Annotated in this window: 26 protein-coding genes, 3 tRNA genes and 2 pseudogenes; 14 read left to right on the forward strand and 17 right to left on the reverse strand. The window is 39.3% G+C overall.

The annotated features are described in order from the left end of the window. Positions 1-79 precede the first annotated feature (79 nt). The 3 genes and pseudogenes from MJX77_RS06690 to MJX77_RS06700 form a co-directional block, all read right to left on the reverse strand. Positions 80-214: pseudogene (locus tag MJX77_RS06690) on the reverse strand (isoprenoid biosynthesis glyoxalase ElbB); the annotation flags it as partial. Further along, a pseudogene (locus MJX77_RS06695) lies at positions 210-512 on the reverse strand (AraC family transcriptional regulator); the annotation flags it as partial. The pseudogenes MJX77_RS06695 and MJX77_RS06690, both read right to left, overlap by 5 nt. Positions 513-648: 136 nt before the next feature. Beyond that, positions 649-738 (reverse strand) — tRNA-Ser (locus tag MJX77_RS06700). Positions 739-856: 118 nt separating this feature from the next. Here MJX77_RS06700 and MJX77_RS06705 point away from each other — a divergent pair. Next, positions 857-2,734 carry a potassium transporter Kup gene (locus tag MJX77_RS06705; protein ID WP_151766969.1) on the forward strand — a complete coding sequence of 626 codons (1,878 nt, stop codon included), beginning with the start codon at positions 857-859 and terminating at the stop codon, positions 2,732-2,734. Between the two features lie 56 nt (positions 2,735-2,790). Here the strand turns inward: MJX77_RS06705 and MJX77_RS06710 are convergent, their stop codons facing one another. Continuing rightward, positions 2,791-3,231, reverse strand: coding sequence for a hypothetical protein (locus MJX77_RS06710; protein ID WP_252060977.1), 441 nt, complete (start codon positions 3,229-3,231; stop codon positions 2,791-2,793). 255 nt (positions 3,232-3,486) lie between these two features. Between MJX77_RS06710 and MJX77_RS06715 the strand changes: the two genes are divergently transcribed. The 3 genes from MJX77_RS06715 (at position 3,487) to MJX77_RS06725 (ending at position 5,551) form a co-directional block, all read left to right on the forward strand. Beyond that, positions 3,487-4,566 carry a DNA/RNA non-specific endonuclease gene (locus MJX77_RS06715; protein ID WP_252060978.1) on the forward strand — a complete coding sequence of 360 codons (1,080 nt, stop codon included), beginning with the start codon at positions 3,487-3,489 and terminating at the stop codon, positions 4,564-4,566. A gap of 97 nt (positions 4,567-4,663) precedes the next feature. Next, positions 4,664-5,263, forward strand: a complete 600-nt coding sequence (locus MJX77_RS06720) for a LysE family translocator (protein ID WP_252060980.1) — start codon at positions 4,664-4,666, stop codon at positions 5,261-5,263. Positions 5,264-5,308: 45 nt separating this feature from the next. Beyond that, the gene (locus MJX77_RS06725; RefSeq protein ID WP_252060981.1) at positions 5,309-5,551 is read left to right on the forward strand and encodes a hypothetical protein; all 243 of its coding nucleotides are present in this window, start codon (positions 5,309-5,311) and stop codon (positions 5,549-5,551) included. Between the two features lie 218 nt (positions 5,552-5,769). Here the strand turns inward: MJX77_RS06725 and aqpZ are convergent, their stop codons facing one another. Together aqpZ and MJX77_RS06735 are read right to left on the reverse strand one after the other, a co-directional pair. After that, positions 5,770-6,459, reverse strand: a complete 690-nt coding sequence (aqpZ, locus tag MJX77_RS06730) for an aquaporin Z (protein WP_005300839.1) — start codon at positions 6,457-6,459, stop codon at positions 5,770-5,772. 132 nt (positions 6,460-6,591) lie between these two features. Beyond that, positions 6,592-7,596, reverse strand: coding sequence for an AraC family transcriptional regulator (locus MJX77_RS06735; RefSeq protein WP_252060983.1), 1,005 nt, complete (start codon positions 7,594-7,596; stop codon positions 6,592-6,594). Between the two features lie 109 nt (positions 7,597-7,705). Between MJX77_RS06735 and MJX77_RS06740 the strand changes: the two genes are divergently transcribed. Further along, positions 7,706-8,344: a hypothetical protein gene (locus MJX77_RS06740; RefSeq protein WP_252060984.1), complete on the forward strand. Its 639-nt coding sequence runs from the start codon at positions 7,706-7,708 to the stop codon at positions 8,342-8,344. 41 nt (positions 8,345-8,385) lie between these two features. On the opposite strand, the gene hisF is transcribed toward MJX77_RS06740, so the two are convergent. Next, a complete protein-coding gene (gene hisF, locus MJX77_RS06745; RefSeq protein ID WP_198071962.1) occupies positions 8,386-9,144 on the reverse strand; it encodes an imidazole glycerol phosphate synthase subunit HisF in 759 nt (252 codons plus the stop codon). Positions 9,145-9,256: 112 nt separating this feature from the next. On the opposite strand from hisF, the gene MJX77_RS06750 reads away from it, so the two are divergent. The 4 genes from MJX77_RS06750 to MJX77_RS06765 are packed head-to-tail and all read left to right on the forward strand — an operon-like array spanning position 9,257 to position 11,587. Further along, positions 9,257-10,207, forward strand: a complete 951-nt coding sequence (locus MJX77_RS06750) for a homoserine kinase (protein WP_252060985.1) — start codon at positions 9,257-9,259, stop codon at positions 10,205-10,207. A 12-nt stretch (positions 10,208-10,219) separates the two neighbouring features. Next, positions 10,220-10,849 (forward strand): DUF1294 domain-containing protein, encoded by a 630-nt coding sequence (locus MJX77_RS06755; protein WP_252060986.1) that lies wholly within the window; start codon positions 10,220-10,222, stop codon positions 10,847-10,849. A 36-nt stretch (positions 10,850-10,885) separates the two neighbouring features. Continuing rightward, the gene (locus MJX77_RS06760) at positions 10,886-11,278 is read left to right on the forward strand and encodes a DUF4870 family protein (RefSeq protein ID WP_016139947.1); all 393 of its coding nucleotides are present in this window, start codon (positions 10,886-10,888) and stop codon (positions 11,276-11,278) included. 3 nt (positions 11,279-11,281) lie between these two features. Further along, a complete protein-coding gene (locus MJX77_RS06765) occupies positions 11,282-11,587 on the forward strand; it encodes an antibiotic biosynthesis monooxygenase family protein (protein WP_252060987.1) in 306 nt (101 codons plus the stop codon). Positions 11,588-11,619: 32 nt separating this feature from the next. On the opposite strand, the gene MJX77_RS06770 is transcribed toward MJX77_RS06765, so the two are convergent. Next, the gene (locus MJX77_RS06770) at positions 11,620-12,522 is read right to left on the reverse strand and encodes a DMT family transporter (protein ID WP_191900358.1); all 903 of its coding nucleotides are present in this window, start codon (positions 12,520-12,522) and stop codon (positions 11,620-11,622) included. Between the two features lie 98 nt (positions 12,523-12,620). Here MJX77_RS06770 and MJX77_RS06775 point away from each other — a divergent pair, with 98 nt between their 5' ends. Together MJX77_RS06775 and MJX77_RS06780 are read left to right on the forward strand one after the other, a co-directional pair. After that, complete coding sequence (locus tag MJX77_RS06775; RefSeq protein ID WP_252060989.1) at positions 12,621-13,172, forward strand: helix-turn-helix domain-containing protein; 552 nt, start codon at positions 12,621-12,623, stop codon at positions 13,170-13,172. A 183-nt stretch (positions 13,173-13,355) separates the two neighbouring features. Next, positions 13,356-15,047, forward strand: coding sequence for an ATP-binding cassette domain-containing protein (locus MJX77_RS06780; protein WP_252060990.1), 1,692 nt, complete (start codon positions 13,356-13,358; stop codon positions 15,045-15,047). Positions 15,048-15,103: 56 nt separating this feature from the next. On the opposite strand, the gene hisA is transcribed toward MJX77_RS06780, so the two are convergent. From hisA to hisB, 5 genes are all read right to left on the reverse strand, one after another. Beyond that, positions 15,104-15,835, reverse strand: a complete 732-nt coding sequence (gene hisA, locus MJX77_RS06785; RefSeq protein WP_032049901.1) for a 1-(5-phosphoribosyl)-5-[(5-phosphoribosylamino)methylideneamino]imidazole-4-carboxamide isomerase — start codon at positions 15,833-15,835, stop codon at positions 15,104-15,106. Positions 15,836-15,929: 94 nt separating this feature from the next. Next, entirely contained in the window at positions 15,930-16,571 is a 642-nt protein-coding gene (locus MJX77_RS06790; protein WP_252060991.1) for a 3'-5' exonuclease, read from the reverse strand. Positions 16,572-16,657: 86 nt separating this feature from the next. Beyond that, positions 16,658-17,206: a DUF805 domain-containing protein gene (locus MJX77_RS06795; RefSeq protein WP_049837468.1), complete on the reverse strand. Its 549-nt coding sequence runs from the start codon at positions 17,204-17,206 to the stop codon at positions 16,658-16,660. Between the two features lie 150 nt (positions 17,207-17,356). Continuing rightward, on the reverse strand, positions 17,357-17,974 hold the full coding sequence (gene hisH, locus MJX77_RS06800; protein WP_002116911.1) for an imidazole glycerol phosphate synthase subunit HisH: 618 nt from the start codon (positions 17,972-17,974) through the stop codon (positions 17,357-17,359). Beyond that, positions 17,974-18,567, reverse strand: a complete 594-nt coding sequence (hisB, locus tag MJX77_RS06805; protein WP_002116767.1) for an imidazoleglycerol-phosphate dehydratase HisB — start codon at positions 18,565-18,567, stop codon at positions 17,974-17,976. The genes hisH and hisB overlap by 1 nt, the downstream gene beginning before the upstream one ends. 102 nt (positions 18,568-18,669) lie before the next feature. Between hisB and MJX77_RS06810 the strand changes: the two genes are divergently transcribed. The 3 genes from MJX77_RS06810 to MJX77_RS06820 all read left to right on the forward strand — a co-directional run bounded on the left by MJX77_RS06810 (position 18,670) and on the right by MJX77_RS06820 (position 19,436). Next, positions 18,670-19,053: a GNAT family N-acetyltransferase gene (locus tag MJX77_RS06810; protein ID WP_004789887.1), complete on the forward strand. Its 384-nt coding sequence runs from the start codon at positions 18,670-18,672 to the stop codon at positions 19,051-19,053. 105 nt (positions 19,054-19,158) lie between these two features. Then, a tRNA-Phe gene (locus MJX77_RS06815) sits at positions 19,159-19,234 on the forward strand. A gap of 126 nt (positions 19,235-19,360) precedes the next feature. Continuing rightward, positions 19,361-19,436, forward strand: a tRNA-Phe gene (locus MJX77_RS06820). Between the two features lie 172 nt (positions 19,437-19,608). Here the strand turns inward: MJX77_RS06820 and MJX77_RS06825 are convergent. The 4 genes from MJX77_RS06825 to MJX77_RS06840 all read right to left on the reverse strand — a co-directional run bounded on the left by MJX77_RS06825 (position 19,609) and on the right by MJX77_RS06840 (position 23,333). Further along, complete coding sequence (locus MJX77_RS06825; RefSeq protein WP_004789884.1) at positions 19,609-20,040, reverse strand: GNAT family acetyltransferase; 432 nt, start codon at positions 20,038-20,040, stop codon at positions 19,609-19,611. A gap of 129 nt (positions 20,041-20,169) precedes the next feature. Then, positions 20,170-21,684 carry a succinyl-CoA:acetate CoA-transferase ScpC gene (scpC, locus tag MJX77_RS06830; protein WP_005044101.1) on the reverse strand — a complete coding sequence of 505 codons (1,515 nt, stop codon included), beginning with the start codon at positions 21,682-21,684 and terminating at the stop codon, positions 20,170-20,172. Positions 21,685-21,719: 35 nt separating this feature from the next. Then, a complete protein-coding gene (locus tag MJX77_RS06835) occupies positions 21,720-21,839 on the reverse strand; it encodes a hypothetical protein (protein ID WP_252061313.1) in 120 nt (39 codons plus the stop codon). Between the two features lie 36 nt (positions 21,840-21,875). Further along, the gene (locus tag MJX77_RS06840) at positions 21,876-23,333 is read right to left on the reverse strand and encodes an ATP-binding protein (RefSeq protein WP_151988697.1); all 1,458 of its coding nucleotides are present in this window, start codon (positions 23,331-23,333) and stop codon (positions 21,876-21,878) included. Positions 23,334-23,337 lie beyond the last annotated feature (4 nt).

Consider the following 23,337-nt stretch of genomic DNA (forward strand, 5'->3'; position numbering starts at 1 on the left):
ACTAGTAGGTATTGCCTAGGATCTATTAAAGAACGCAACCAAATAAAGGGATAGCAATTTCTATCCCTAATCAAATATCTTAATTTGTCAAAGTTGTCATGGCAGTAACTAAACTTGTAATTCCTAAAAAGACATCCTTTAAGCCAGCTTGGTCATCCATATAGGCAGGCGTGGTAACAAATAAGTTTTGTTTGTCGACCACGCAGCTTGAGGTCTTTAAAGTCATCAAAATCGAATTCGATGAGGAGCGCAAAATATTCTTCTTGATTTGGAATGTTGTGCATATCAATGCTGGCACTATTTGATAGAAATATAAAAGAACCCGCTTCACATACAATATTTTCAGTTCTCCCTAACTCTTTAACGCCACTTAAAATAGCGATGAGTAACGGTTTCGTAATCGGAACATTTCTAATTTTCTGTTCTTTATAGGCTGAATAAATTGAAAAAGGTAAGTTTAAATTGTTATGTAAGTTAATTGCTTTTTTAGATAAAGAAGTGAGATTTTTCATTCAATTAAAATGTTTGATTTAATCTATGGCTTAAATAAGATCAGAAAATTATCGGTCTTTTCGAGGTGGTTTTTTAATATTTGGCTAATAAAAAAGCTTAAACCCATTAGGTTTAAGCCTCTTTAAATTTCAATTCTGGCGGTGAGAGAGGGATTCGAACCCTCGATACGCGCAAACGTATACACACTTTCCAGGCGTGCTCCTTAAGCCACTCGGACACCTCACCAAGGCGTGCGATAGTAACTAAAAAAACGAGTCCTGCCAAGATTTAAGATGAGCATTACAGAAAAAAAATAATAGAGGTGATAAGATTGCGATAAAAATCATATTGGTTTAATTACACAATGCAAAATACGGCCAAAAAAGCAACCTTGCCTGCCACGGCTTTGGCAGCTCTTGGGGTGGTCTTTGGAGATATTGGAACAAGTCCACTCTACGCCTTAAAAGAGTCCTTCCATGCAGCGCATGGGTTGGGAATTCAGCCTGAAAACGTATTAGGAATTTTATCCATTATTTTTTGGTGCTTAATGCTGATCATCAGCATCAAGTATGTCGCCATTGTCATGCGTGCAGACAACAATGGCGAAGGCGGAATCATGGCCTTACTCGCATTGAACTTGCGTAAAGCCAAAATTGCCGACAACAAAAAAATCTACATGATTGCCATTGGTTTTATTGGTGCATCGCTATTTTTTGGTGACGGTATTATTACCCCAGCCATTTCGGTACTGTCGGCAGTCGAAGGTTTGTCTATTGCAACCAATGTGTTTGACCCTTTCATCATGCCAATCGCGATCACCATTATCATCGCGTTATTTTTGGTACAAAAACATGGTACGGCCTTTGTCGGTAAGTTTTTTGGCCCGATCACGATGGTGTGGTTCTTATCGTTAGGATTATTAGGCCTTCACAGCGTCATTCAGACTCCTGTGGTGTTGGGTATGTTTAGTCCACATTGGGCGATTCAGTTTATCTATCACCACCCCGTAATGACTTTTTTTGTTATGGGTGCTGTCGTTTTAACAGTCACTGGTGGTGAAGCACTTTATGCCGATATGGGACATTTTGGACCAGTTCCAATTCGTCTGGCATGGTTCTTTGTGGTGTTGCCGTGCTTGGTTTTAAACTACGCAGGACAAGGTGCCTTACTATTAAGAGACCCAGCGGCGATTCAAAACCCATTCTATTTGTTGGTACCGCAGTGGGCACTTTACCCAATGATTATTATGGCGACCATGGCAACCGTGATTGCTTCTCAAGCCGTAATTTCTGGGGTGTTTTCACTTGCTCGCCAAGCGATTCAATTGGGTTATTTACCACGTTTAAGTATTAAACATACCTCTGAGTCTGAAGAAGGTCAGATCTATGTTCCTTTCTTAAACTGGTTACTTTTAATCGCAATTATTATCTTAATCTTGATTTTCAAAACCAGCTCAAACTTGGCAAGTGCGTACGGTCTCGCTGTAACTTTGACTATGCTGTGTGACACGATTTTGGTTGCTGTGTTCATCTATTCAGCTTGGAAGTGGAGCATGCCAAAAGTGCTACTCCTGATTATTCCATTCTTTATTTTAGAGTCGGTTTTAGTCGCAGCAACTTCACTTAAAATCTTGTCGGGCGGTTGGGTACCATTATTAATTGGTGCGATTGCAGTGACGATCTTAATGACATGGAAACGTGGTCGTGAGCTTACTTTTGCCAAGCTCGAACACGATACTTTATCGCTAGATTTGTTTGTGAAAAGTATTGGTAATAGTGTGCACTGGGTGCCAGGTGATGCTGTCTTTATGACGGGTACGCCAAACGTTGTGCCGCATGCCATGCTGCATAACATCAAGCATAATAAAGTGCTGCATCAACGCAATATCTTGGTAACGGTAGTTATTGAAGATGTACCATTTGTTGCACCAGAAGAACGTATTTCAACAGAAACCCTAGCTGAACATTTCTTCCGTATTAAAATATTCTACGGGTTTAAAGATGAAATGAATGTACCAAAAGCGCTTATGCAAGCTTATGAGCAGTTAGGTCTTGAATATGACTTGATGCACATCAGCTTCTTTATTTCGCGCGATCGTATTGTTCATTCGGTGGGTGATGGTATGTCTCCATGGAGAGAAAAACTATTTATCTCTATGCAGCGTAACACCAGTCCAGTGAGTGACTTCTACCAAATTCCAACTAACCGTGTAGTTGAGTTAGGTAGCCAAATCGAAATCTAAAGATTTGATGTAATAAAAAAACCAAGACAGATGTCTTGGTTTTTTTATGGCTCTGATTACTGAGCTTGCATAGGTGCATCTGCTGGTAAACCACCATCTTTTGCCATCGGGTCTGCCGACTGAGTTGGATCTGCCGGAGGCGGTGGAGTGTTCGGATCTTGTGGCGCTGGAGGCGCTTGGTTTGGTGCAGGTGGTACTGCATCAGTTGGTGCAGCTGGAGGAACTAATTCACCGCCTGCTGGAGGTGCTGGTGGAACATCTGCTGGAATAGGAGCACCTGTAGGCGCTGCATTTGTCGGTGCAGCAGAAACTTGCTGTACTTGTCCGCTATTGACTAAATCGCTAATAGAACCAGGTTGGCCATTTACCGTTGTCGTAACTTTCACTTTAGACAAACTTTCTAAAGTATCTCCTGGCTGGACTGCTGGCTCAGCCAAAGCGGCCATACTACATAATCCCGTGATTACGCCAATACCAATAATCTTTGAATGGATCATTAAGTGGACTCCGATTATATTTTTATCCAAATTTGTGGAGCTAACCATGTCATAAGCAATCAGTGTTTTTCAACGAAAGATACGCAATTGGCGTAATTCAATAGCCAAAGCATCTCATAATTCCAACAGATTGTTACGTAAGGGGAATTGGAGTTACAAAAAAGATGACCATGTTTTAACCATTTGAAAGATAAGAGATATACTTAAAAAAGCAGGATTGTTAAGCTGCGTGTGGACAGTGGTATTGATAGAAACATGGCAAGTAAAAAACGTAGTAAAGGTACAAACTCATTCTCTCTAAGTGAGCATTTTGGCAAGATTATTCTTGCTTGTATTGCTGCTGGAAGTTTTGCGATTGCATTTGGTAGTGAAAAGATTTCACAGTGGTTTTCACCTTTAAGTACTAACTCGACTTGCCTTAATCAGTTCTATCGAGAAGTTCCCCCTGCTTTAAATAAAGATAGCTTAAAAAAAGACAGTTATCCGCTGTGCTTTAATGGTTTTAATGTTTTGTATTCAGGCATTTCTAAAACGCCGTTATGGTCGGCTGAGCATTTAAATGTAGAACGTTTGAGTGTCAAAATTAAGCGTGAAGACAACTTCCATGAAGAAACCCGTATCGATCAAAAGCATCGAGCACTATTAAGTGATTATCGTGGTTCAGGCTATGACCGTGGTCATATGGCACCGAATGGTGATATGCCAAATAAAAGCTCACAGTCTGATAGCTTCTCGTTAAGTAATATGGTGCCGCAAGCACCTAAAAATAATCAGGAAGTTTGGCGTAAACTTGAAGAAGCTACGCGTGCTATCGCGACTAAGCAAAAACAAGATGTTTATGTGGTTACAGGCCCTGTTTTTGAGGGTAAACGCCTTAAAACGATTGGGAAGGGTGTGATTGTTCCTACCGCAGTTTATAAAGCGGTCTATATGCCAAAAACTGGCGCTATTGGGGCTTACTACGCACCAAACAATAACTCTTTACAAGTGAAAGTGGTGAGTGTTTGCTACCTTGAAGAACGCTTAGGCGTTAACCTGTTCCCGCAGTTAACTGAGCAGCAAAAGCGTAATGTCTATCGCTTACCTTTAACAGCGAGTCAAGTTAAGCCAAATCAGAAGTTGGACTATTTACATTGGGATGGCGAGAGCCAATGTGAGCAGGACTTAAACGCTGATCAAATTAAAGCGTTACAAGACCAATTTAAAAAGCAAAAAAGTGGTTCATCAGAAGCAATGGAAGCAAAAGTTCCAACGATTGACGAAGAAACACGCCAAGCGATTGTGAAGCAACTGGTTGAAGCGTTGGTGAACTATTTCTTGCAAATAATGAAATAAGCAGCTTTTTTGATTGTTATTGCAAAACCGGAAATGTTTAAAATAGAATCCATAGACAGATCTGTCTATGGATTCTATTTTAATAAGGACAATAACAATGTTTGCCTCGATGTTTCTTTTTTCATTTGCAATGTCTATTACCCCCGGGCCAGTAAATACCGTCATTTTATCGACCAGTTTAAATCATGGTTTAAAACGGTCACTTCCTTACATTTCAGGCGCCACGATTGGTTTTACTTTACTTTTAATTTTTATGGCATTTGGGCTTCAGAGTTTATTAACTCAGTTTCCTGTTGTATTAAAGATTCTTGCGATTTGTGGAACACTATTTGTCTGTTATATCGGCATAAAAATTATTCTTTCTGCTGCAAATATTTCTATTTCCAGTGTTCCTATAGAACAGATGATTATTCCCAATTTTAAAGATGGGTTCTTATTACAATGGCTGAACCCTAAAGCTTGGTTGGCTTGTGTATCGGGTATTACCATGTTTACAAGTATTGAAAACCCACAGTCGTTGCCGATCTTTATCGTTATTTATTTCTTTACTTGCTATGTGTGTTTGTTCTTTTGGGGATTCTGTGGTGATAAATTTTCAGTGGTGCTGAATCAGGGCAACCGTTTGAAATATTTTAATATCTTGATGGGCACTTTTTTAATTTTATCGGCTCTTTTAATTTTGATCGATTTTTTTTAAATTGGTCGTATTAAACTGTGAAGATATAACAACGAGACAAGACCTATGTTTAAGCCATTTGAAAAGGGTACAGAGTCTTCATCAATTGAAGATTTAACATTAGAAAATGATGTCGATTGCGTCAGCATTTATGGCAACTTGCAGATCACCAAAGACAAAGTCGGATTAGAACAAGCGAAGGCTTTACAGAGCTTTTTAAACGAAGTGGTTGCGACTTTGGAAAAAGAAGAATTGCCTGAGAAAATTGAACGTCCAGCTGAACAAGAAATTAATAATCCGTTTTTATAATTTATGCATTCTATGTGTGATGTTTAGCATAGACATGCTGCCATACAGTCTTTAGTACCACGTTAGGTCTTATTGAGTTTGTATAGACTTTTGCTTACTTTTGAAAGACCAAAAGTAAGCAAAAGTCTTTTGTTGATCAGAGGGTACTTCCGTGTACCCCTGCTCAACAGGTGACATCCATGTCACCTTCCGCGATAGTAGATTACATCTAGGTAAAGTTAATCCTTCTCCCCAGCAACTACCTTATAAATAATTGCCCCAATCACAGCCCCTAAAATCGGCGCTACCCAGAACAACCACAACTGACTTAAAGCAGCAGTTTCAGCAAAGAATGCAACACCTGTACTACGTGCAGGGTTCACCGAAGTGTTGGTTACTGGAATACTGATTAAGTGAATAAGCGTTAAGCCTAAACCAATGGCAATAGGAGCGAAGCCGGCAGGTGCACGGCGGTCAGTTGCACCTAAAATAATGATTAAGAAGAAAGCTGTAAGAACGACTTCAATAATGAAAGCTGAACCTAAGCCAAACTTGTTTGGTGATAAATCACCGAAACCATTTGAAGCAAAACCACCAACACCGCTAAAGCCCGCTTGGCCTTGAGCAATAATGTAGAGAACAAATGCAGCAGCAGTCGCACCGACCACTTGAGCAACAATATAGGGAATTAAATCTTTAACATCGAAGCGGCCGCCGACCCAAAGGCCAACACTTACCGCGGGATTAAAATGTCCACCTGAGATATGCCCTAGAGCATAGGCGCCTGTCAGTACGGTTAAACCAAAGGCAAGGGCTACACCTGCAAAGCCAATACCAAGTTCAGGGAAAGCTGCGGCTAATACTGCGCTACCACAACCACCAAAGACTAGCCAAAACGTACCTAGAAATTCAGCAAAATATTTATTCATTCTGATTACTCATTTATTTAATCTATTTTAATTAATGTGAATTGCGTCACATAAATTTGAAGCATGTGACTATATGAAATTTTTGTTTTCAGTGTTGTTTTAATCAAGAAAAGATTTGTAAGTTTTGGTTGGTTATTCTTTGTCTAAAAAATGATCCCTCCATTGCTGTGGTGTTTGATTGGTCCAATGCTTAAAAGCTCTTTGAAAAGCACTTTGTTCCGAGTAACAAAGCAAAAGAGCTATCTCTTGTAAACTTAAATGCGGGTCTTTTAAATACTCGGTTGCCAGCATAAAGCGCACTTGCTGAACGCGTTCCTGAAAGGTGGTGTTTTGCTGTTGTAAATGTCTTTGGAGTTGTCGAACTGACAGGCCTAATTGAGCGGCAATATATTCAATTTGATATTGATTTTTTTGCAGTCCAGTCAAAATTGAATGCTGTAAACGCTGATCAAGTTGAGTCGAATTTGGTAATTGTTCTAACAGCGCTTGTGCTTGCTGAACCAATAGTTGCTGTAAGGTATGGTCAGCGCTGCTAAGCGGTTTATGAATTTCTGTAATTGGAATGAGCAACTCGGTACGCGGCTGGCTAAAACGAACGGGACATTGGAAGTATTGTTCATAAACCCTGATATTTTTAGGGGCAGCATTTAAGAAATGTACTTCATGTAAATGCACATCTTCATGAGACATAAAAAGACGTAAAAACTGAATGACCAGTGCAATCGCGATTTCATCAGTAAGCTGGGTAGGGTGTAGCTCGGTCGCTTCCCAACGAATAGAACCATATCTTCCTTGTAACTCAACGACTAAAGGGCTGCCGTCATAAATCAGACGATGAAAATCATGATAGCGAATTAAGGCTTCACCTAAGTTATCGCAAGAGAGAGCAAGGTAGGCAATAATCCCTAAGTGTTTGGGTTGCACGTATTTGGCAATTTCTAGCCCTAAACCCGGCTTCGGGTCTAGTTTATAAATCATTTCTAAAAGGTCACGCCAAACGACGTAGTCAAAGCGTTCTAGATTTTGAATTTGTTCTAATTGTTCAGGAATAGCTAACTTATTCGCTTCACAATAAGCTTTTAATAGATGTCCCAGTCCTCCATATACTGAGCCTGTATAATTTTTTAGTTGTGGCATCCGTGACCACCTCTTTCTTGTCGTGATTTGTCAATGAAACCATAAATTCTGGTCAATACCTAGCATAACGAATTTTATATGCTGAATAAAAAGAAAAAGGAGTTAGGTGATGTTAAAAGGGTTTATTGCAGGAGTTGCGGTTGCCAATGCATTTGAATGGGTGGCGCATAAATATATATTGCATGGTGTACACCGTGCTGGAAAACCGCGATATAGCCCAGTGCCAAGAAGTATGGAGTCTCATTGGGCACATCATCGTGAAGTCCGTAAACAACAATTTCATGATGATTGCTATGTTGAGGGCATTGGAAACTGGCGCACTAAAAATGAGTTAATTTCACTTGCTGTGGTGGCAACCGTTTCAAGCGCAATTTTCTATCCATTTTCAAAAGGTATGGCTTTCGCAGCTTGGTACAGTGCTGGTAATTATTATTATATTCATCGCCGTGCGCATTTAGAGCCCGACTGGGCAAAGCGTAAAATTCCGTGGCATTACGATCACCACATGAACTCCAATCAAGATGCCAATTGGTGTGTGACTAAACCTTGGTTTGATTATGTAATGGGAACACGGGTGGTGTCGTCGGCAGATTTAAAAGAACAAAATCCTTTGGGTGTGCGTTTACCTGCTGCGTTTGCTAGACCGCTGTCTCAAGCTGTAGAAAAAATCTTTCCTGCAAAATGGGTCGAGAAAAAAGAAAAACCTCAACTCGTTAGCGACATTAATTCGGTCGATGGTGCTGCATAAAAAAATAAAGGGGCATATCGCCCCTTTTATTATCAATGCGCTTACAAGCGCATTTCGATCCCTTGTTCAGCTAAATATTGTTTAGCTTCTGGAATAGTATATTGGCCAAAGTGGAAAATACTTGCTGCCAATACTGCGTCTGCACCACCTTGTAAAATACCGTCTGCAAGGTGTTGTAAGTTACCTACACCGCCTGAAGCAATGGTTGGAATGGTAACGCGGTCATTAATGGCACGCATTAAAGCAATGTCGTAACCTGCTTTCGTACCATCGGCATCCATACTGGTAATCAGTAACTCACCCGCACCGTAGTTAGCCATTTGTACAGCCCACTCAATCGCATCAATGCCCGTTGGTTTACGGCCACCGTGAGTAAAGATTTCCCATTTGTTATCGCCAGTTTTTTTGGCATCAATCGCAACGACAATACATTGTGCGCCAAAGTGCTGTGACGCTTCTTGAACAAATTCTGGGTTAAATACGGCAGCAGAGTTAATACTTACTTTGTCCGCACCTGCATTTAATAACGCACGAATATCTTCAACCTTACGTACACCACCACCGACAGTTAATGGCACAAATACAGTCTCGGCCATACGTTCAACAGTACGGTAAGTGGTATCGCGTCCATGATGTGTAGCGGTAATGTCTAAGAAAGTAATTTCGTCTGCACCTTGTTCATTATAGCGACGTGCCACTTCAACAGGGTCGCCAGCATCACGAATATCGAGGAATTGAACGCCTTTAACTACGCGTCCGTTATCAACGTCTAGGCAAGGAATAATACGTTTAGCAAGCATAGCTTTTTCCAAAAATAATCGCCGTTGGTGAAAGTTCCTACACAGGCGCTACACCTTAATGGAGGGAAGAGGTATTCTATCAAACTTCACAGATGTTTTTTGCAGGTTTTCCATGTCGGTTTATACCCCGTTGAGTTTAGATGAAGTTCGCACCTTTGCTGCACCTTATGGATTAGAGGTGTTGGAGCTGAACCCAATTCAGGGAGGTATTCAAAACACCAATTATTTTCTGGTTGATGTAAACCGCAAACAATATGTACTTACCGTGTTTGAAGAGTTAGATGCACAAGGGGCAGGTGAACTCATTCCTATTCTTGAACAATTGGGGACTCATGATGTACCTGTTGCTGTGCCGTTAAAACATAGCGGACAAGCGGTTCATGTTATTGCAGACAAGCCTGCACAAATTGCACCACGTTTAATGGGCCACCATCCCATGCAAACGACAGTAGCGCAAGTTGCAGCGATTGCAGATGCACAGGCGAAACTGCATATGGCTTTACAAGATTTTCCACTTGAACGTGAATATCGACGTGATCATCAATACTGGACAGGCGTTGCAGAACAGCTTAAACCAAATATGACTCAAGAAGACCAAACGTTACTTGAGCAGGTCTATCAAGCTTTTAATGCGAAAACAGCGCAGTATTCAAACCGACCAACAGGTTTTATTCACTCCGATTTGTTCCGTGACAATACTTTGTTTGAAGGTGAGCAATTACAAGGTATTTTAGATTTTTATGAATTAAATCAAGATGAATTGCTATTTGATATTGCGATTACCATCAATGATTTTTGTACTGAATACCCAGCGGCGCATTTAAACTCAGACAAAGTTGCAGCTTACTTAGCGGCATACCAAAAAGTTCGTGCACTTACTTCCGATGAAATTGAGTGTTTAGATGTATTCTTAGCAATGGCGGCTTGTCGTTTTTGGTCAATGCGCTTGCAAGTTGCTCAAAAAAATAAAGAAGAAGGACGTACCGGCGATGACATTTTGCAAAAAGACCCGCAGGAAATGCGAGCAATGATGCAAGACCGTTTAAGTCATGTAAAAGCATAAAAGGGAATAAAGATGCGAGATCAGGGGCGATTAGTCGAATGGTTCGACGAAAAAGGTTATGGCTTTATTCAGCCAGATGATGCTGAAAAAGAACGAGTCTTTTTGCATATTAAAGATTTTGCACGCCCCGGTCCTCGGCCAATTATTGGCTGTGCACTGGAATATCTGATTATTCTCGATGAGCAAGGTCGCTTTCGTGCTCAGCAGGTCACTTATTTAAAAGCATCTCAAACTCGTAAAATGTCAAAACCAGTAAAAACACAATCTTCTTTTCAAGCTAGTCCATGGTCTGCAATGCAAATGGGGATCGTGTTTTATTTCGTTTTAATGGGAATTATGAGTTTTATTCATATCTTGCCGACTTATACCTTATTGTTTATTTTAATGATGAATGTGCTTAGTTACTGGCTTTATTCACAAGATAAAGAAGCAGCACAATTGGGTAATCGCCGTGTGCCTGAGCAAACATTGCACATTGTCAGCTTTTTAGGAGGCTGGCCTGCTGCATGGTGGGCACAACAAAAACTGAGACATAAAACACAAAAACAACCATTCCGTAAGATTTATTTTTGTACCATATTCCTTCATTTACTTTTGATTTTGTGGCTAATTTCTCCCTTAAATGTGTTGCGGGGCTCATAAAAGTAAATCGTTTTATTAAACTTGAGAGGTATAAAAATGAATAGTTCTATCGACCAAGATTCAAATCGTACTTTAACACTTATTTTATATGTACTTTATATTGTTGCCATTTTTACAGGCGGCTTACTTGCGGTTATTGCTTTAATTATTAACTATGTAAAACGTTCTGATGTGCAAGGGTCAATTTTTGCGAGCCACTTTACTTGGCAAATCCGAACATTCTGGTGGTATCTGGCTTGGAATATTATTGCTTTTCTGCCGTTTATTTTCTTGTTCTTTACAGGTGAAAATACTGACCTGTTTGCAGGAGTTGCAATCTCATCGACCGTATTCTGTGTGGGTGTAATTGGTGCTGCATGGATCTGGATTGTATATCGTGCAATTCGCGGCTTGATTGCTTTAAATGATAACCGTCCGATGTATCAATAAATCATGATTATTGAACATGTGCATTTGAGTATAAAGTCTGGGCAAAGTGAAGCATTTCTTGAAACTTTCGAGCAAGCTAAACATATTGTTTATCCAATGGAAGGCTTTAATGCTGTCCAGCTCATTAGGCATGCAACTGACCCACATCATTATATTTTAATGATTTCCTGGGATGAGATTGAAAATCATACAGAAGGGTTTAGAAAGTCTGATGCTTATCAGGAATGGAAGGCATTGCTCCATCCCTTTTATGATCCAATGCCTACGGTTGAGTACTACCAGCCTTGTATTTCATTGAAGAAAAAATAATAGATAAAAAAGAGAGCATTAAGCTCTCTTTTTTATTCTCGAATTCTTTTAGTTTTTTTAATGGGCAACTTAAGTTTTAACTCACTCACTAAAACACCTAATACCACTAAAGCACCACCCAAAAGAGCAATAACTGGTAAACGCTCACCCGCAATTCGACCAATAATTCCTGCCCAAACAGGTTCTCCTGCATAGATAATTGCAGCACGGGAAGGATCAACCATACGTTGAGCCCAGTTCATCACAAATTGAATAAGCGCACTGGCTAAACCTAATGCAACAGCAAGGAGTACAAGTGGCCATGAAAATGCAGGAATTGCATGTTCACCCACCACAGGCATAATGGCAAAAGAAACCAGAGAGGCTACGCCGAGTTGAATGACGGTGACGCGACGTAAATTTACTTTTCCAGCAAAGTAACTAATAAAAATAATTTCTAAAGCAATCGCAAGTGATCCGAGTACTGTTACAAGCTGTCCAAAATTTAAAGAGATTTGTTCAAAACCATTACCTGTCAATAAAATAAGGCCAGCAAAAGCAAGGACTGCTCCCACCCAAGTCATAATGTGTGGAACTTTTCTAAAGATGAGCCACATTAAAATAGGTACAAGCGGAACATAGAGTGCTGTTAAAAAAGCCGACTCACTACTTGGAATGGTTTGAAGACCAATCGTCTGTGTGCCATAACCTGCCGCAATTACAAGACCAATCGTGCTGCCAGCACCTAAATCTTTTAAAGTAATGCCTTTCATACTTTTAAAAGAAATAAGCAGCAAGGTAAGCGCCGCGACAGCAAAGCGGCAACCCACAAAAAACATAGGCGATGAAAAATTCAGTGCATATTGCACAGTAAGGAATGTTCCACCCCAAATGATCGTAATCAAAACGAGTGCTAACTGTGGGGCTTTGCTTGAACTCAAAGAAATTGGTGACATATTCAAAATAGAAAGAATTGTGCAATATACTGCACATATTGCGCTATTCTTCTATTTTGTGCAATATATTGCTCATATTTTATTTGCTGCATTAATTTATGAGCCAGTCCAGTACCGTTTTACAGCATGTCAGCACAAATATCCGTTCCTTAAGAGATGAGCGAGATTTAAGCCAACAGGAGTTGGCCGATCAGGCAGGGGTGAGCAGACGGACAATCGCAGCTTTGGAAACAGGACAAGTCAATATTAGCTTAGCTAAACTCGATGGAATTGCGGCGGTGTTGGGCGTCGATTTTAGAACGATTGTGAGTGCACCTGAGCATAAAGAACAAGCTTTGGTCAATGCACTTGCTTGGCAAGGTGAAAAAGAAGAAAGCAGAGCGACTTTTTTGGCTTCAGTTCCATCGCGTTCTCAAGTTGAGCTTTGGACATGGTCGTTAGCAGTAGGGGAGTCTTATGTTGCCGAAGCAGACCCGGAAGGATGGCAAGAGCTTATTTATGTATTAGAAGGTGAGTTGACCATACAATTTGCGGATAGCTCAAAAACTATCGTTGCTGGTTCTTCATTTATATATGCTAGTTCAGTGACTTATACCTATATCAATAGTGGTAACCAACTACTTAAGTTTATTCGTAATGTGGTGTATTGATTTTAAAGTCTTTATAAAATCACATGAGTTATTAAATTTTATATAAAGAATTTCTCTTATTTAAAAATTTGTAAGCTTAATTCTAAACAAAAAAATAAGAAGAACAATAAATAAGGCAAGTTATAATATTTCTTGTGTAATGAAATTATTTTTAACTCGTTTTAATAGAAAAAAGATACAGAAATGAAATTTTTATTAAGTTCGCAAGATATTCAGAACTATAAATTTATATGGCAGGTTTCTAAAGAAAATTATAAGAAACAGAAGAGTAGTATGTTTCTCATGTTTTTATTAGTGATGTTTTCAGCATTCTTTACAACATTGTTGCCATACCTGCTGAAAATTATTATCGACTATTCTGCACACGAATATAACTTTTTCTTCAATATTCAAATCCCATTTAATTTTTTATATCTACTCGTACTTGCCTACGCGACTGCATGGTTGGTGAATGAGTTATGCCATTGGACGCAAAATATTTTTAGTGCTTATTTGATGGTTGATTTCAAAGGAGCATTAATTTTTGCAGGCTTAAAAAATTATTTAAATCTTAAAAAAGATGAACAAGATCAAATTGAAGCTGGAACAGTAATCAGTGATCTCGCAAGAGGAAGCTCTGCTTTTGGTGAGATTAATTTAACGTTACTTCTTCATTTGGGGCCAATTATTTTTCAATTGGCGATGATTTTTGCAGTTCTATTTACGACCATTAGCCTAGTCTTTAGTATTAGCTTTTTATTAATAGCTATCATTATTTTCCTAGTTTCCTTTCATATAAATAAAACAAGTAGTTCACTATTCGATGCGATGTACCAAAAAGATAATCAGGTGAATAGTCATTTGATACATCAGATATCCAACTCCTATGAAATTAAAGTGAAAAATGCAGTACCGTTTCAATTATCAAAATTTAATGAAACGCTCAATTTATCCATTACAACAGCTAAAGATAGGAATAAGAAAATAGGACTATTGATGATTTCTCAATTATTCATGATTTTTTTATTCTTACTTATTTTTATGTTATTTACCGTATTTCTTTCAACTGAAAAGCAATTAACTCCAGGTGCTTTCGTATTGATAAGTACTTATATTATTCAACTCACCAATCCATTTTTGGCTGTTTCTCAAAGCTTGATGCGCTTAAATGGAAACTTTGTGGCCTTAGCAAAATACCGACAGTATTTTAATCTTAAGAAAGAACAATATACGTCTTCTGCTATTCAACATTCTGAAGTCCTCTTCCAATTTATAAACGCTCAATTTTTATTAGGAAAAAGAGCAGTAGATCAATTTAATTTAACAATATTAGCCAATAAAACATATGTCGTGATTGGGCAAACAGGGCTAGGTAAGACCTCTCTGATGAATTATTTAATGGGGGTATACCAGATTCAATCAGGACAGCTTTTGTATAAAAGCATTGATATTAGCCATAACTTTTCCCAGCCTATTTTTGATGAGGTCATTTATGTTGCACAGCAGCCAGTTATTTTCCCTTATTCTTTAAGAGAGAATTTGGTCTATAACTCTCAGCATATATATGAAGATTCTTACTTACTTCAGATGCTTGAGCAGTTTAATTTATTGCATATTTTGAAAAAACATCAATTAACGCTCGATGATGATCTAACTGAAATTTATAAGAATTTTTCAGGAGGAGAAAAGCAAAGAATTTGTATTCTTCGAGGCCTTTTGGCTCGTCCTCAACTCATAATCTTAGATGAACCAACTGCAGCTTTAGATGTAGGTACTGCAAAAAATATACTTAAATATATTCAGCAGGTCGTTCCATCCGTGATTATGATTACGCATTCACCTTATGCAATGGAGCTTGCAGATGAGGTTATTGATTTAGAAAAGTTATTAAATTAAAGATTATTAAGAAATAAAAAAGAGCCTAAACAGGCTCTTTTTTTACATCTTAAAAATTAAAGACGGTTTTCATCTAACAGAAGCTGAGCTTCACGAAGGTTTAAAGTACCTTCATAAATTGCACGACCTGTGATTGCACCTAAAATGCCTGGTTTGCCTTTTAAGTTACGAACGTCATCAAGGTTAGTTACACCACCTGAAGCAATCACTGGTAAACCTGAGTATTCAGCCAAGTTTACAGTCTGCTCAACGTTTACACCTTGCATCATGCCATCACGTGCAATGTCTGTATAAACAATGCTAGACACGCCTGCATCTGCAAAACGTTTTGCTAAATCTGTTGCTTTAACGTCAGTAACGTTTGCCCAGCCGTCAGTTGCAACCATACCATTCATGGCATCAATACCAACAATGATGTGGCCAGCAAAGCGCTTACAAGCTTCTTCTACAAATTCAGGCTCTTGAACTGCTTTAGTACCAATAATGACAAAAGTCACGCCAGCTTCTAAGTAGTGTTCGATAGTCTCTAGTGAGCGAATACCACCACCAATTTGAATTGGTAATTCTGGCTGAGCTTTAGCAATTGCTTCAACAACAGGCTTATGAATTGGGGTACCTGCGAAAGCGCCATTCAAATCAACCAAATGCAAACGACGTGCGCCTTCATTTACCCAATGCTGGGCAGTTGCAACTGGATCGTCAGAGAAAACGGTATCGTCTTCCATACGCCCTTGTTTTAAACGCACACATTTACCATCTTTCAGGTCAATTGCTGGAATGATTAGCATGCTTCCGCTCCTTGCTTCATCATGATTATGAAATTGTGCACATCTTAGCAAAGTATTGATCAATCGCTAAGCCTTAGAAAAGACTTTTATAACTTTAAGCTTGAAGTGCGGTTTGAATCGTTTGTGAAATGTGAGCAGGTAATAGTTCTTGCTTTCTGAGCTCTTCAAATACCAATAATGCAGCATACGCATCGGCGGCAGCGTAGCTTATTTGTTGTGATGTAAGTGGCTTTCGTGCCCAATTTGAAGTTCCAACTTTTTTTGACTTTGCAAGATATTGCCCAAATAGCAGAGCAATTGCTTTTTGAACCCCCATTTGCTGTGTAAAACCAAAGTGACTAAAGCCTTTGGCTAGGTCGACACAACTTTCTAGTTCAATGCCTTTTTTATGAAAAATGTGTTTATCATTTTTAAGGCCAAAGCCGACTTTAATTTGCTTTTTGTTAGACAAAATGGGCTGTAAAAATTTTAAAGTCGATGAATTTACATGAAATAAATAGGCTTTTTTTGCTGTGGCCAGCTGAATCAAATGTGGACCTGTTGACACTTCACCCACTCGAAAAGTCGGTTTAGATTCAGAATCAAATCCTAAAACTACAGCGTTTTTTAATTCTTCTTCAATAGTTTTGCATTGCTCAATATTTTCAATCACGACAATATTTTGATAGTTAAGATTTTCAAAAGGAGGAAGTTGCTGAATAGAGGCTTTATCAAGGAGGGGAGAGGCTTCGGACATATTTAACAGCATACAAATGAATTGAGCTATTAGCTTTATATATGAATAAAGCCTAGAGAACTAGGCTTTATGACAGTCTTTAAAAATTATTGAGACTGAGACGGTGTACCAATGACAACGCTTTCGCTTTTTTCAACATAACCTTCATAGGTCGGAGCCATGATTGTGGCCACAATAGCAAAAACAAAAGCAAGCGGAATCAGAATAATATAAATCCAGCCTAAAACGCGTTCCCAACCAGGGGTAGGGCGCTGCGGGCCGTAATCATTATTGCCTTCTGTACCTTTTGCTGCAAAGAGATAAATCATGAAAATGAGGTTTACGACAGGGATAAGCATTAGCAATGATAGCCATCCTGTATTATTTCGGTCATGTAAGCGACGAATTGTAAATACAAAGCTTACATAGAGACAGACAATATAAAGAATGGCGATAACAATCATGCCTGCTGTAGAAAGGCCTGTTAGTTCCTGACTAGATGTAAATCCAAAAGTGAATGCGATGGCAACAACAATGATGCCGATGACGAGTGAAAATAAGAATGTCCAAGCAGCATAAGAGAGTCGTCCAAAACGACCATTAGCTTTAAAGGGGGAATCTTGTTGAAGTGGCTGATTTTCAAAAGGTGAATTCATTTTGTTTTCCTGATCATTTGGTTTTATTTAAAAGTATAAATATTCAATATTTTGTTGAATAAAACATCATTCTATAAATGATTAGTTATTATTGTAAATAAAAAAAAGATCAGGCCATCTGGACCTGATCTTTTTCAGTTTTAAATCAGATTAAATATTCCATTCCACAAAGTTTTTAAGTAACTGCAAACCAGCAGTATGACTTTTCTCTGGGTGGAATTGAGTCGCGAATAAATTATCTTTGTGAATCGCTGTGCAGAAGTTCACACCATACTCGCAAGTCGCAGCCACAACGCTTTCATCTTTTGGTTCGACATAGTAGCTATGTACAAAGTAGAAGCGAGCATCTTGTTCGATGTTGTTCCACATTGGATGGCTTGGGTCCATTTGGTGAACTTGGTTCCAGCCCATGTGTGGTACTTTTAAACCTTCCATTTGAGGGAAGTGCTTTACTACACCATCAAAAATACCGAGTGCGTCTACACCGCCATTTTCTTCAGAACTTTGTAGTAATGCCTGCATGCCTACGCAAATCGCAAGAACTGGCTTATTAAAAGCAGCTTTACGTACGACTTCATCAATACCTGCTTCACGCATGCCTTGCATACAGTCACGCATTGCACCAACGCCCGGAAAAACAATTTTGTCGGCTTGTGCAATTAATTTTGGATCATTGGTCACATCGACTGTAGCGCCCACATGCTCAAGTGCTTTAGCTGCTGAGTGTAGATTGCCCATGCCATAATCAAGTAACGCGATACGTGTCATTAGAGGCTACCTTTTGTCGATGCAATCGTGTTTTCTGCACGTGGATCAACTTCACATGCCATACGTAAAGCACGAGCTAGCGCTTTGAACACACTTTCAATTTGATGGTGACTATTTTTACCTTTCAAATTATCGATGTGTAAGGTCATAAGCGCATGGTTTACGAAACCTTGGAAAAACTCAGAGAATAAATCGACATCAAAGGTACCGATGCGTGCACGGGTAAATGGAATATCCATGAATAAACCCGGACGACCAGATAAATCTACAACAACGCGAGATAAAGCTTCGTCTAATGGTGCATAAAAATGACCATAGCGTTTTAAACCTTTTTTATCGCCTAAAGCTTGTGCAAAAGCTTGTCCAAGCGTGATTCCACAGTCTTCTACGGTGTGGTGATCATCAATCTCGAGGTCTCCGTCACAATGAATATCGATATCAAATAAGCCATGTCGCTTGATTTGATCAATCATATGGTCTAAAAATGGAACTCCAGTGTTTAGTGTGCCTTGACCAGTACCGTCGAGATTTAATCGAACTCGAATTTTGGTTTCATTGGTATTTCTAACCACTTCACTGATACGTTGCGTCATGGACACGTTCCTCAAAAAACGTCAAAAATGATTGGATGTTAACGACAATTTCGCTGTGACGAATTCGTGACAGCATCATAGTTTGCTCAGGAGGGTTAATCAATGCCTATTACCGTACATGCTTATAGTTCTCTAGATAATTCAGAGATCCGCGATCAGCTTGAGCGTTTGTATGATACAAGTCCGGAGTTTGGTGACGGGCACGATGCGATTGAACAACTTGAACAAGATTTACAACAGTATACCACGCTATACACTGCTGAATTTAACACCAAAATTATAGGTGCAATCTGGTCTTCAGGACAAGGTGAAAGCAAGGTCCTTGAATATATTGTTGTTCACCCTGCTAACCGTGGTCGTGGGGTAGCTGAGCGCTTGGTTGAAGAAGCTTGTCGTATAGAAGAGTCAAAAGGCGTTAAAATTTTTGAGCCGGGCTGCGGCGCAATTCATCGTTGTTTAGCTCATATTGGTAAATTACATCATTAACAGCCTAGTCCGTATGTGATGGTGATTTAAAAATAATCACTTGTTACAAAAAATACGGAAGTTGCTTGACGTGGTCATATAAACATTGTTTAATACGCCCACTTCGGCGTGATAGCTCAGTAGGTAGAGCAACGGATTGAAAATCCGTGTGTCCCCAGTTCGATCCTGGGTCTCGCCACCATTATTTGTGTTTTCAATCCCTGATCCCATCAGGGATTTTTTTTAAGTATAAAAAATACTCAGTTAAATCAAAAACTCAGGATAATTGTTGACTATTGTTCTGAGATACGGCTTAATACAGGCCAACGGCGTGATAGCTCAGTAGGTAGAGCAACGGATTGAAAATCCGTGTGTCCCCAGTTCGATCCTGGGTCTCGCCACCATATTCGAAAAAGCCTCATACATAACGTATGAGGCTTTTTTCATGCTTGTGATTTTATCTAAAGCATTATTTGTTTAACTGTGGGTAAAATGAGATTTATCCACAAGGACACTTACTTATCCCCAAACTCAGTTTATTTTCTGTGTTATACCAAAATGATAATAAATAAGGCTCTAATCATGTGAACTATCGTTAATTAGACGTTTTCCTAAACATACCGCTTCTACTTCGTCATAGCCGAGTTGTTCATAAAAATTCAGTACATTCAAATTATCTTTACGCACCAATAATTGAAGTTTTGGGCAGCCTCGCGCAATCAGCCGCTTTTCAAGCTGCTGAACAAGGGCTGTAGCTATCCCTAAGCGTTGTTGGTGGGGGTGAACAGCCAAATAATTAATCCAGCCTCTATGGCCGTCATAGCCACCCATAAGCGTACCAATCAGTTGCTCATCTTTAATCGCAACTAGAAACAAATCATCTTGTTGTGAGACTTTTCTAAAAATATCCGTTTCAGGATTATTCCAAGGTCGAGTCAGGCCGCAGCTTTCCCATAAAATGACGACATCTTCCAGATCCGCATTTGTAAATTGACGAATGATAAACATATGGATTTCTACTTTTTGTTTTGATGTGCTCAAAAGATAAAATAAAAACTCGGGCTTGAGCAGTGTTTATTAATAATTTACACAAATAAAAAAGCACTCCCTTAGGAGTGCTTTAATTCAACCAGTTATTTAAGCTGATTTTGCAACTGGTGCTGCTTGAAGCATTTGACCAGTTTCTTCGAAGTTTGCATGCCAAGACAACGCTTCACGAAGTAAATGAGGAGTGTGTCCACCTTTAGCACATGCACGATCAAAGTAATCATTTAATGCATCACGATAAAGTGGGTGTACACAATTGTCGATAACAGCGCGAGCGCGTTCACGAGGCGCCAAACCGCGTAAGTCTGCTAAACCTTGTTCTGTCACTAAAATATCAACATCATGTTCACTGTGGTCAACATGGCTCACCATTGGCACGATAGATGAGATATCACCGCCTTTAGCAATTGATTTGGTCACAAAGATTGCTAAGTGAGCATTACGAGCGAAGTCACCAGAACCGCCAATACCGTTCATCATTTTAGTGCCACATACGTGAGTTGAGTTCACGTTGCCGTAAATATCAAACTCAAGCGCAGTGTTAATGCCGATAATACCTAAACGGCGAACCAGTTCAGGGTGGTTAGAAATTTCTTGTGGACGAAGTACTAATTTGTCTTTGTAAGCTTCGATATTGCCAAAAACTTTCTCGCCACATTTTGCAGAAAGTGTAATTGAGCTACCAGAAGCAAATTTCATTTTGCCTGCATCAATTAATTCAAAAGTACAGTCTTGTAATACTTCTGAGTACATGATGAGGTCTTCAAAGTCAGAATCTTTTAAGCCAGTTAATACCGCATTTGCAATAGAACCGATACCCGCTTGTAATGGACCAAGGCTCTTTGGTAAGCGACCTTCAGCAACTTCTTTATTAAAGAAAGCAATGAGGTGATTTGCAATGCCTTGAGTTTCATCATCTGGCGGAGTTACCGTTGATGGTGAATCGTGAGTGTCGTTAAATACAATACCGACAATCTTTGCAGGATCGATTTGGATTGCTGATGTACCAATACGCTCATCCACTTTTGTTAATGGAATTGGAGTACGTGTTGGGCGGTAAGTTGGGATGTAGATATCGTGCAAACCTTCAAAGCTTTCGCTTAAAGATGTGTTGATTTCAACAATAACTTTCTCGGCAAAAATAGCGAAACTTGCAGAGTTACCTACAGAAGTTGTTGGAATAATGCCGCCATCTTCAGTAATTGCAATTGCTTCAATTACCGCAACATCAGGACGTTTAAGCTGTTGGTTACGCATTTGTTCAACAGTTTCAGACAAATGTTGATCAATAAACATAACTTCGCCATTGTTAATGGCACGACGTAAAGTGTTGTCCACTTGGAATGGCATACGACGAGATAAAACACCTGCTTCCGTGAGTTGTTTGTCTAAGTCATTACCTAAGCTGGCACCCGTAATTAACGTGATTTTTAACGGATTTTTCTTTGCAAGTTCTACAAGTGCTTGTGGAACAGCTTTAGCTTCACCAGCACGAGTAAAACCACTCATACCTACAGTCATTCCATCTTCGATGAATTGCGCAGCTTGTTCAGCACTGATGACCTTGTCATGAAGAGAAGCTAGGCGAATACGACTTAAAGACATTGGACATCCTCAGAATTGTCAAAACATACGGGATTTTAGCTATGAAAAATTGAAAAGTGCATAGGTGTTAGGCTAAGGTCTAATTTTGTAAATAAATGGTGGTATAAATTATATTTATGGATTTTATTTAATTGATTTTTATCGTTTTTATTTATCTTTAAAATGAGGCTTTTAATAACCAACTGGTTAAATTAAAAGCGCTCACTCAAAGTTTGTTTTATTTTTTCTAATGGATTGATCGAGCTATTTTCTTCAGGGACTGATTTTGGGATCGGTAAAGAAATAATAACTTCTAAACCGCCTTGTTCACGGTTGTGAATTTGAATTTCACCATGATGAATATCGACAATACGTTTGACAATAGCCAATCCAAGTCCACTCCCTTGGATCGTTCTTGCGGCGTCTCCGCGGACAAAGGGCTGCATTAATTCTTCAATTTGATCTGGTGGAATACCTTCACCATGATCAGCAACAGTAATTAAAATATTTTCATTTTCAACTTTTGCACTGAGATCTATAGGTTCAGCACCATAGCGTTTTGCATTATTAATCAGGTTTGCAATAAGCCGTTTTAAAGAAAGGCTACGTGCCGGAATAATGGGCACATCCTGCATCTCAAATTGAATATCAAGTGGCTTAAATTGCACAACAAGTTCTTGCAAAAGTATATTGATATTGGTGTCTTTCAACTCTTCATCTGAACCATCACGCATATATGAAATGAACTGATTAAGAATTGCGTCCATATCATCTACGTCATAGACCAGACCTTCACGTAAAAACTCGTCAGGTAACATTTCTGCTGTTAAGCGGATGCGTGTTAGAGGAGTTCGCAAATCATGCGAGATACCGGCCAACATAATACGTCGTTCACGCTCGGTTTGATCGAGCGTATAGACCATGCGGTTAAAGGCTTGGTTCACCTGTCGAATTTCTAATGGACCATGATTGGTATCTAGATAAGGCGCTGTCCCTGACTTACTATATTCATTGGCAGCATTTTGCAAACGACGTAAAGGGCGGTTCATTTGTCTGACGAGAATCAAAATAATGATAGCTGACAGTAGAGGAACACCAACGACCCAACCAATTAATAGCTCAGGACTGTAGTTTGCATAGGTTTTTAAAGGTTCACGAACCCAGTTCCCATGCATTTCAGGTGTTTGAATCCAAATACGTGGGCTAGGCTTAAACTGGAAGTAAACCGTAACATCCTTGGCCCCAATCTCATTTGCCAGTTTTTGTTCGATTTGATTAGTAAAAAACTCAGCAATTACTTTATCGCGGACACTTGGATATTCTTTGGGATTGGTAATGTATTCAATTCCAACCCGATTACGTAACCACTCATCAACATCGACTTCATTTTCGCGATGAAAAATTCGTATATCCGGATTGTTGACGAGCTCGAGTTCAACTGCAAGATAACGCGCGTGTTGTTGAATTTCAGGTAAGTAAAGAGTGCGCCAAAAGAACCATAACGACATAAATAAGCTAAAGAACACCACCAGCAGTACCAGAATAGTGGTACGCATGGCAGCAGAGCGTGGCTTAATTTTGTCGAGAAAACGTTCCCACCGAGTTCGTTTCCGTTCTGAGTAGGTAGCGTAATCAGTAAAGTTTTGTGGCGCGATTGGATCTAAACTCACTCTA

Source organism: Acinetobacter sp. AHP123, assembly GCF_023757925.1.
GTDB classification, from domain to species: domain Bacteria; phylum Pseudomonadota; class Gammaproteobacteria; order Pseudomonadales; family Moraxellaceae; genus Acinetobacter; species Acinetobacter oleivorans.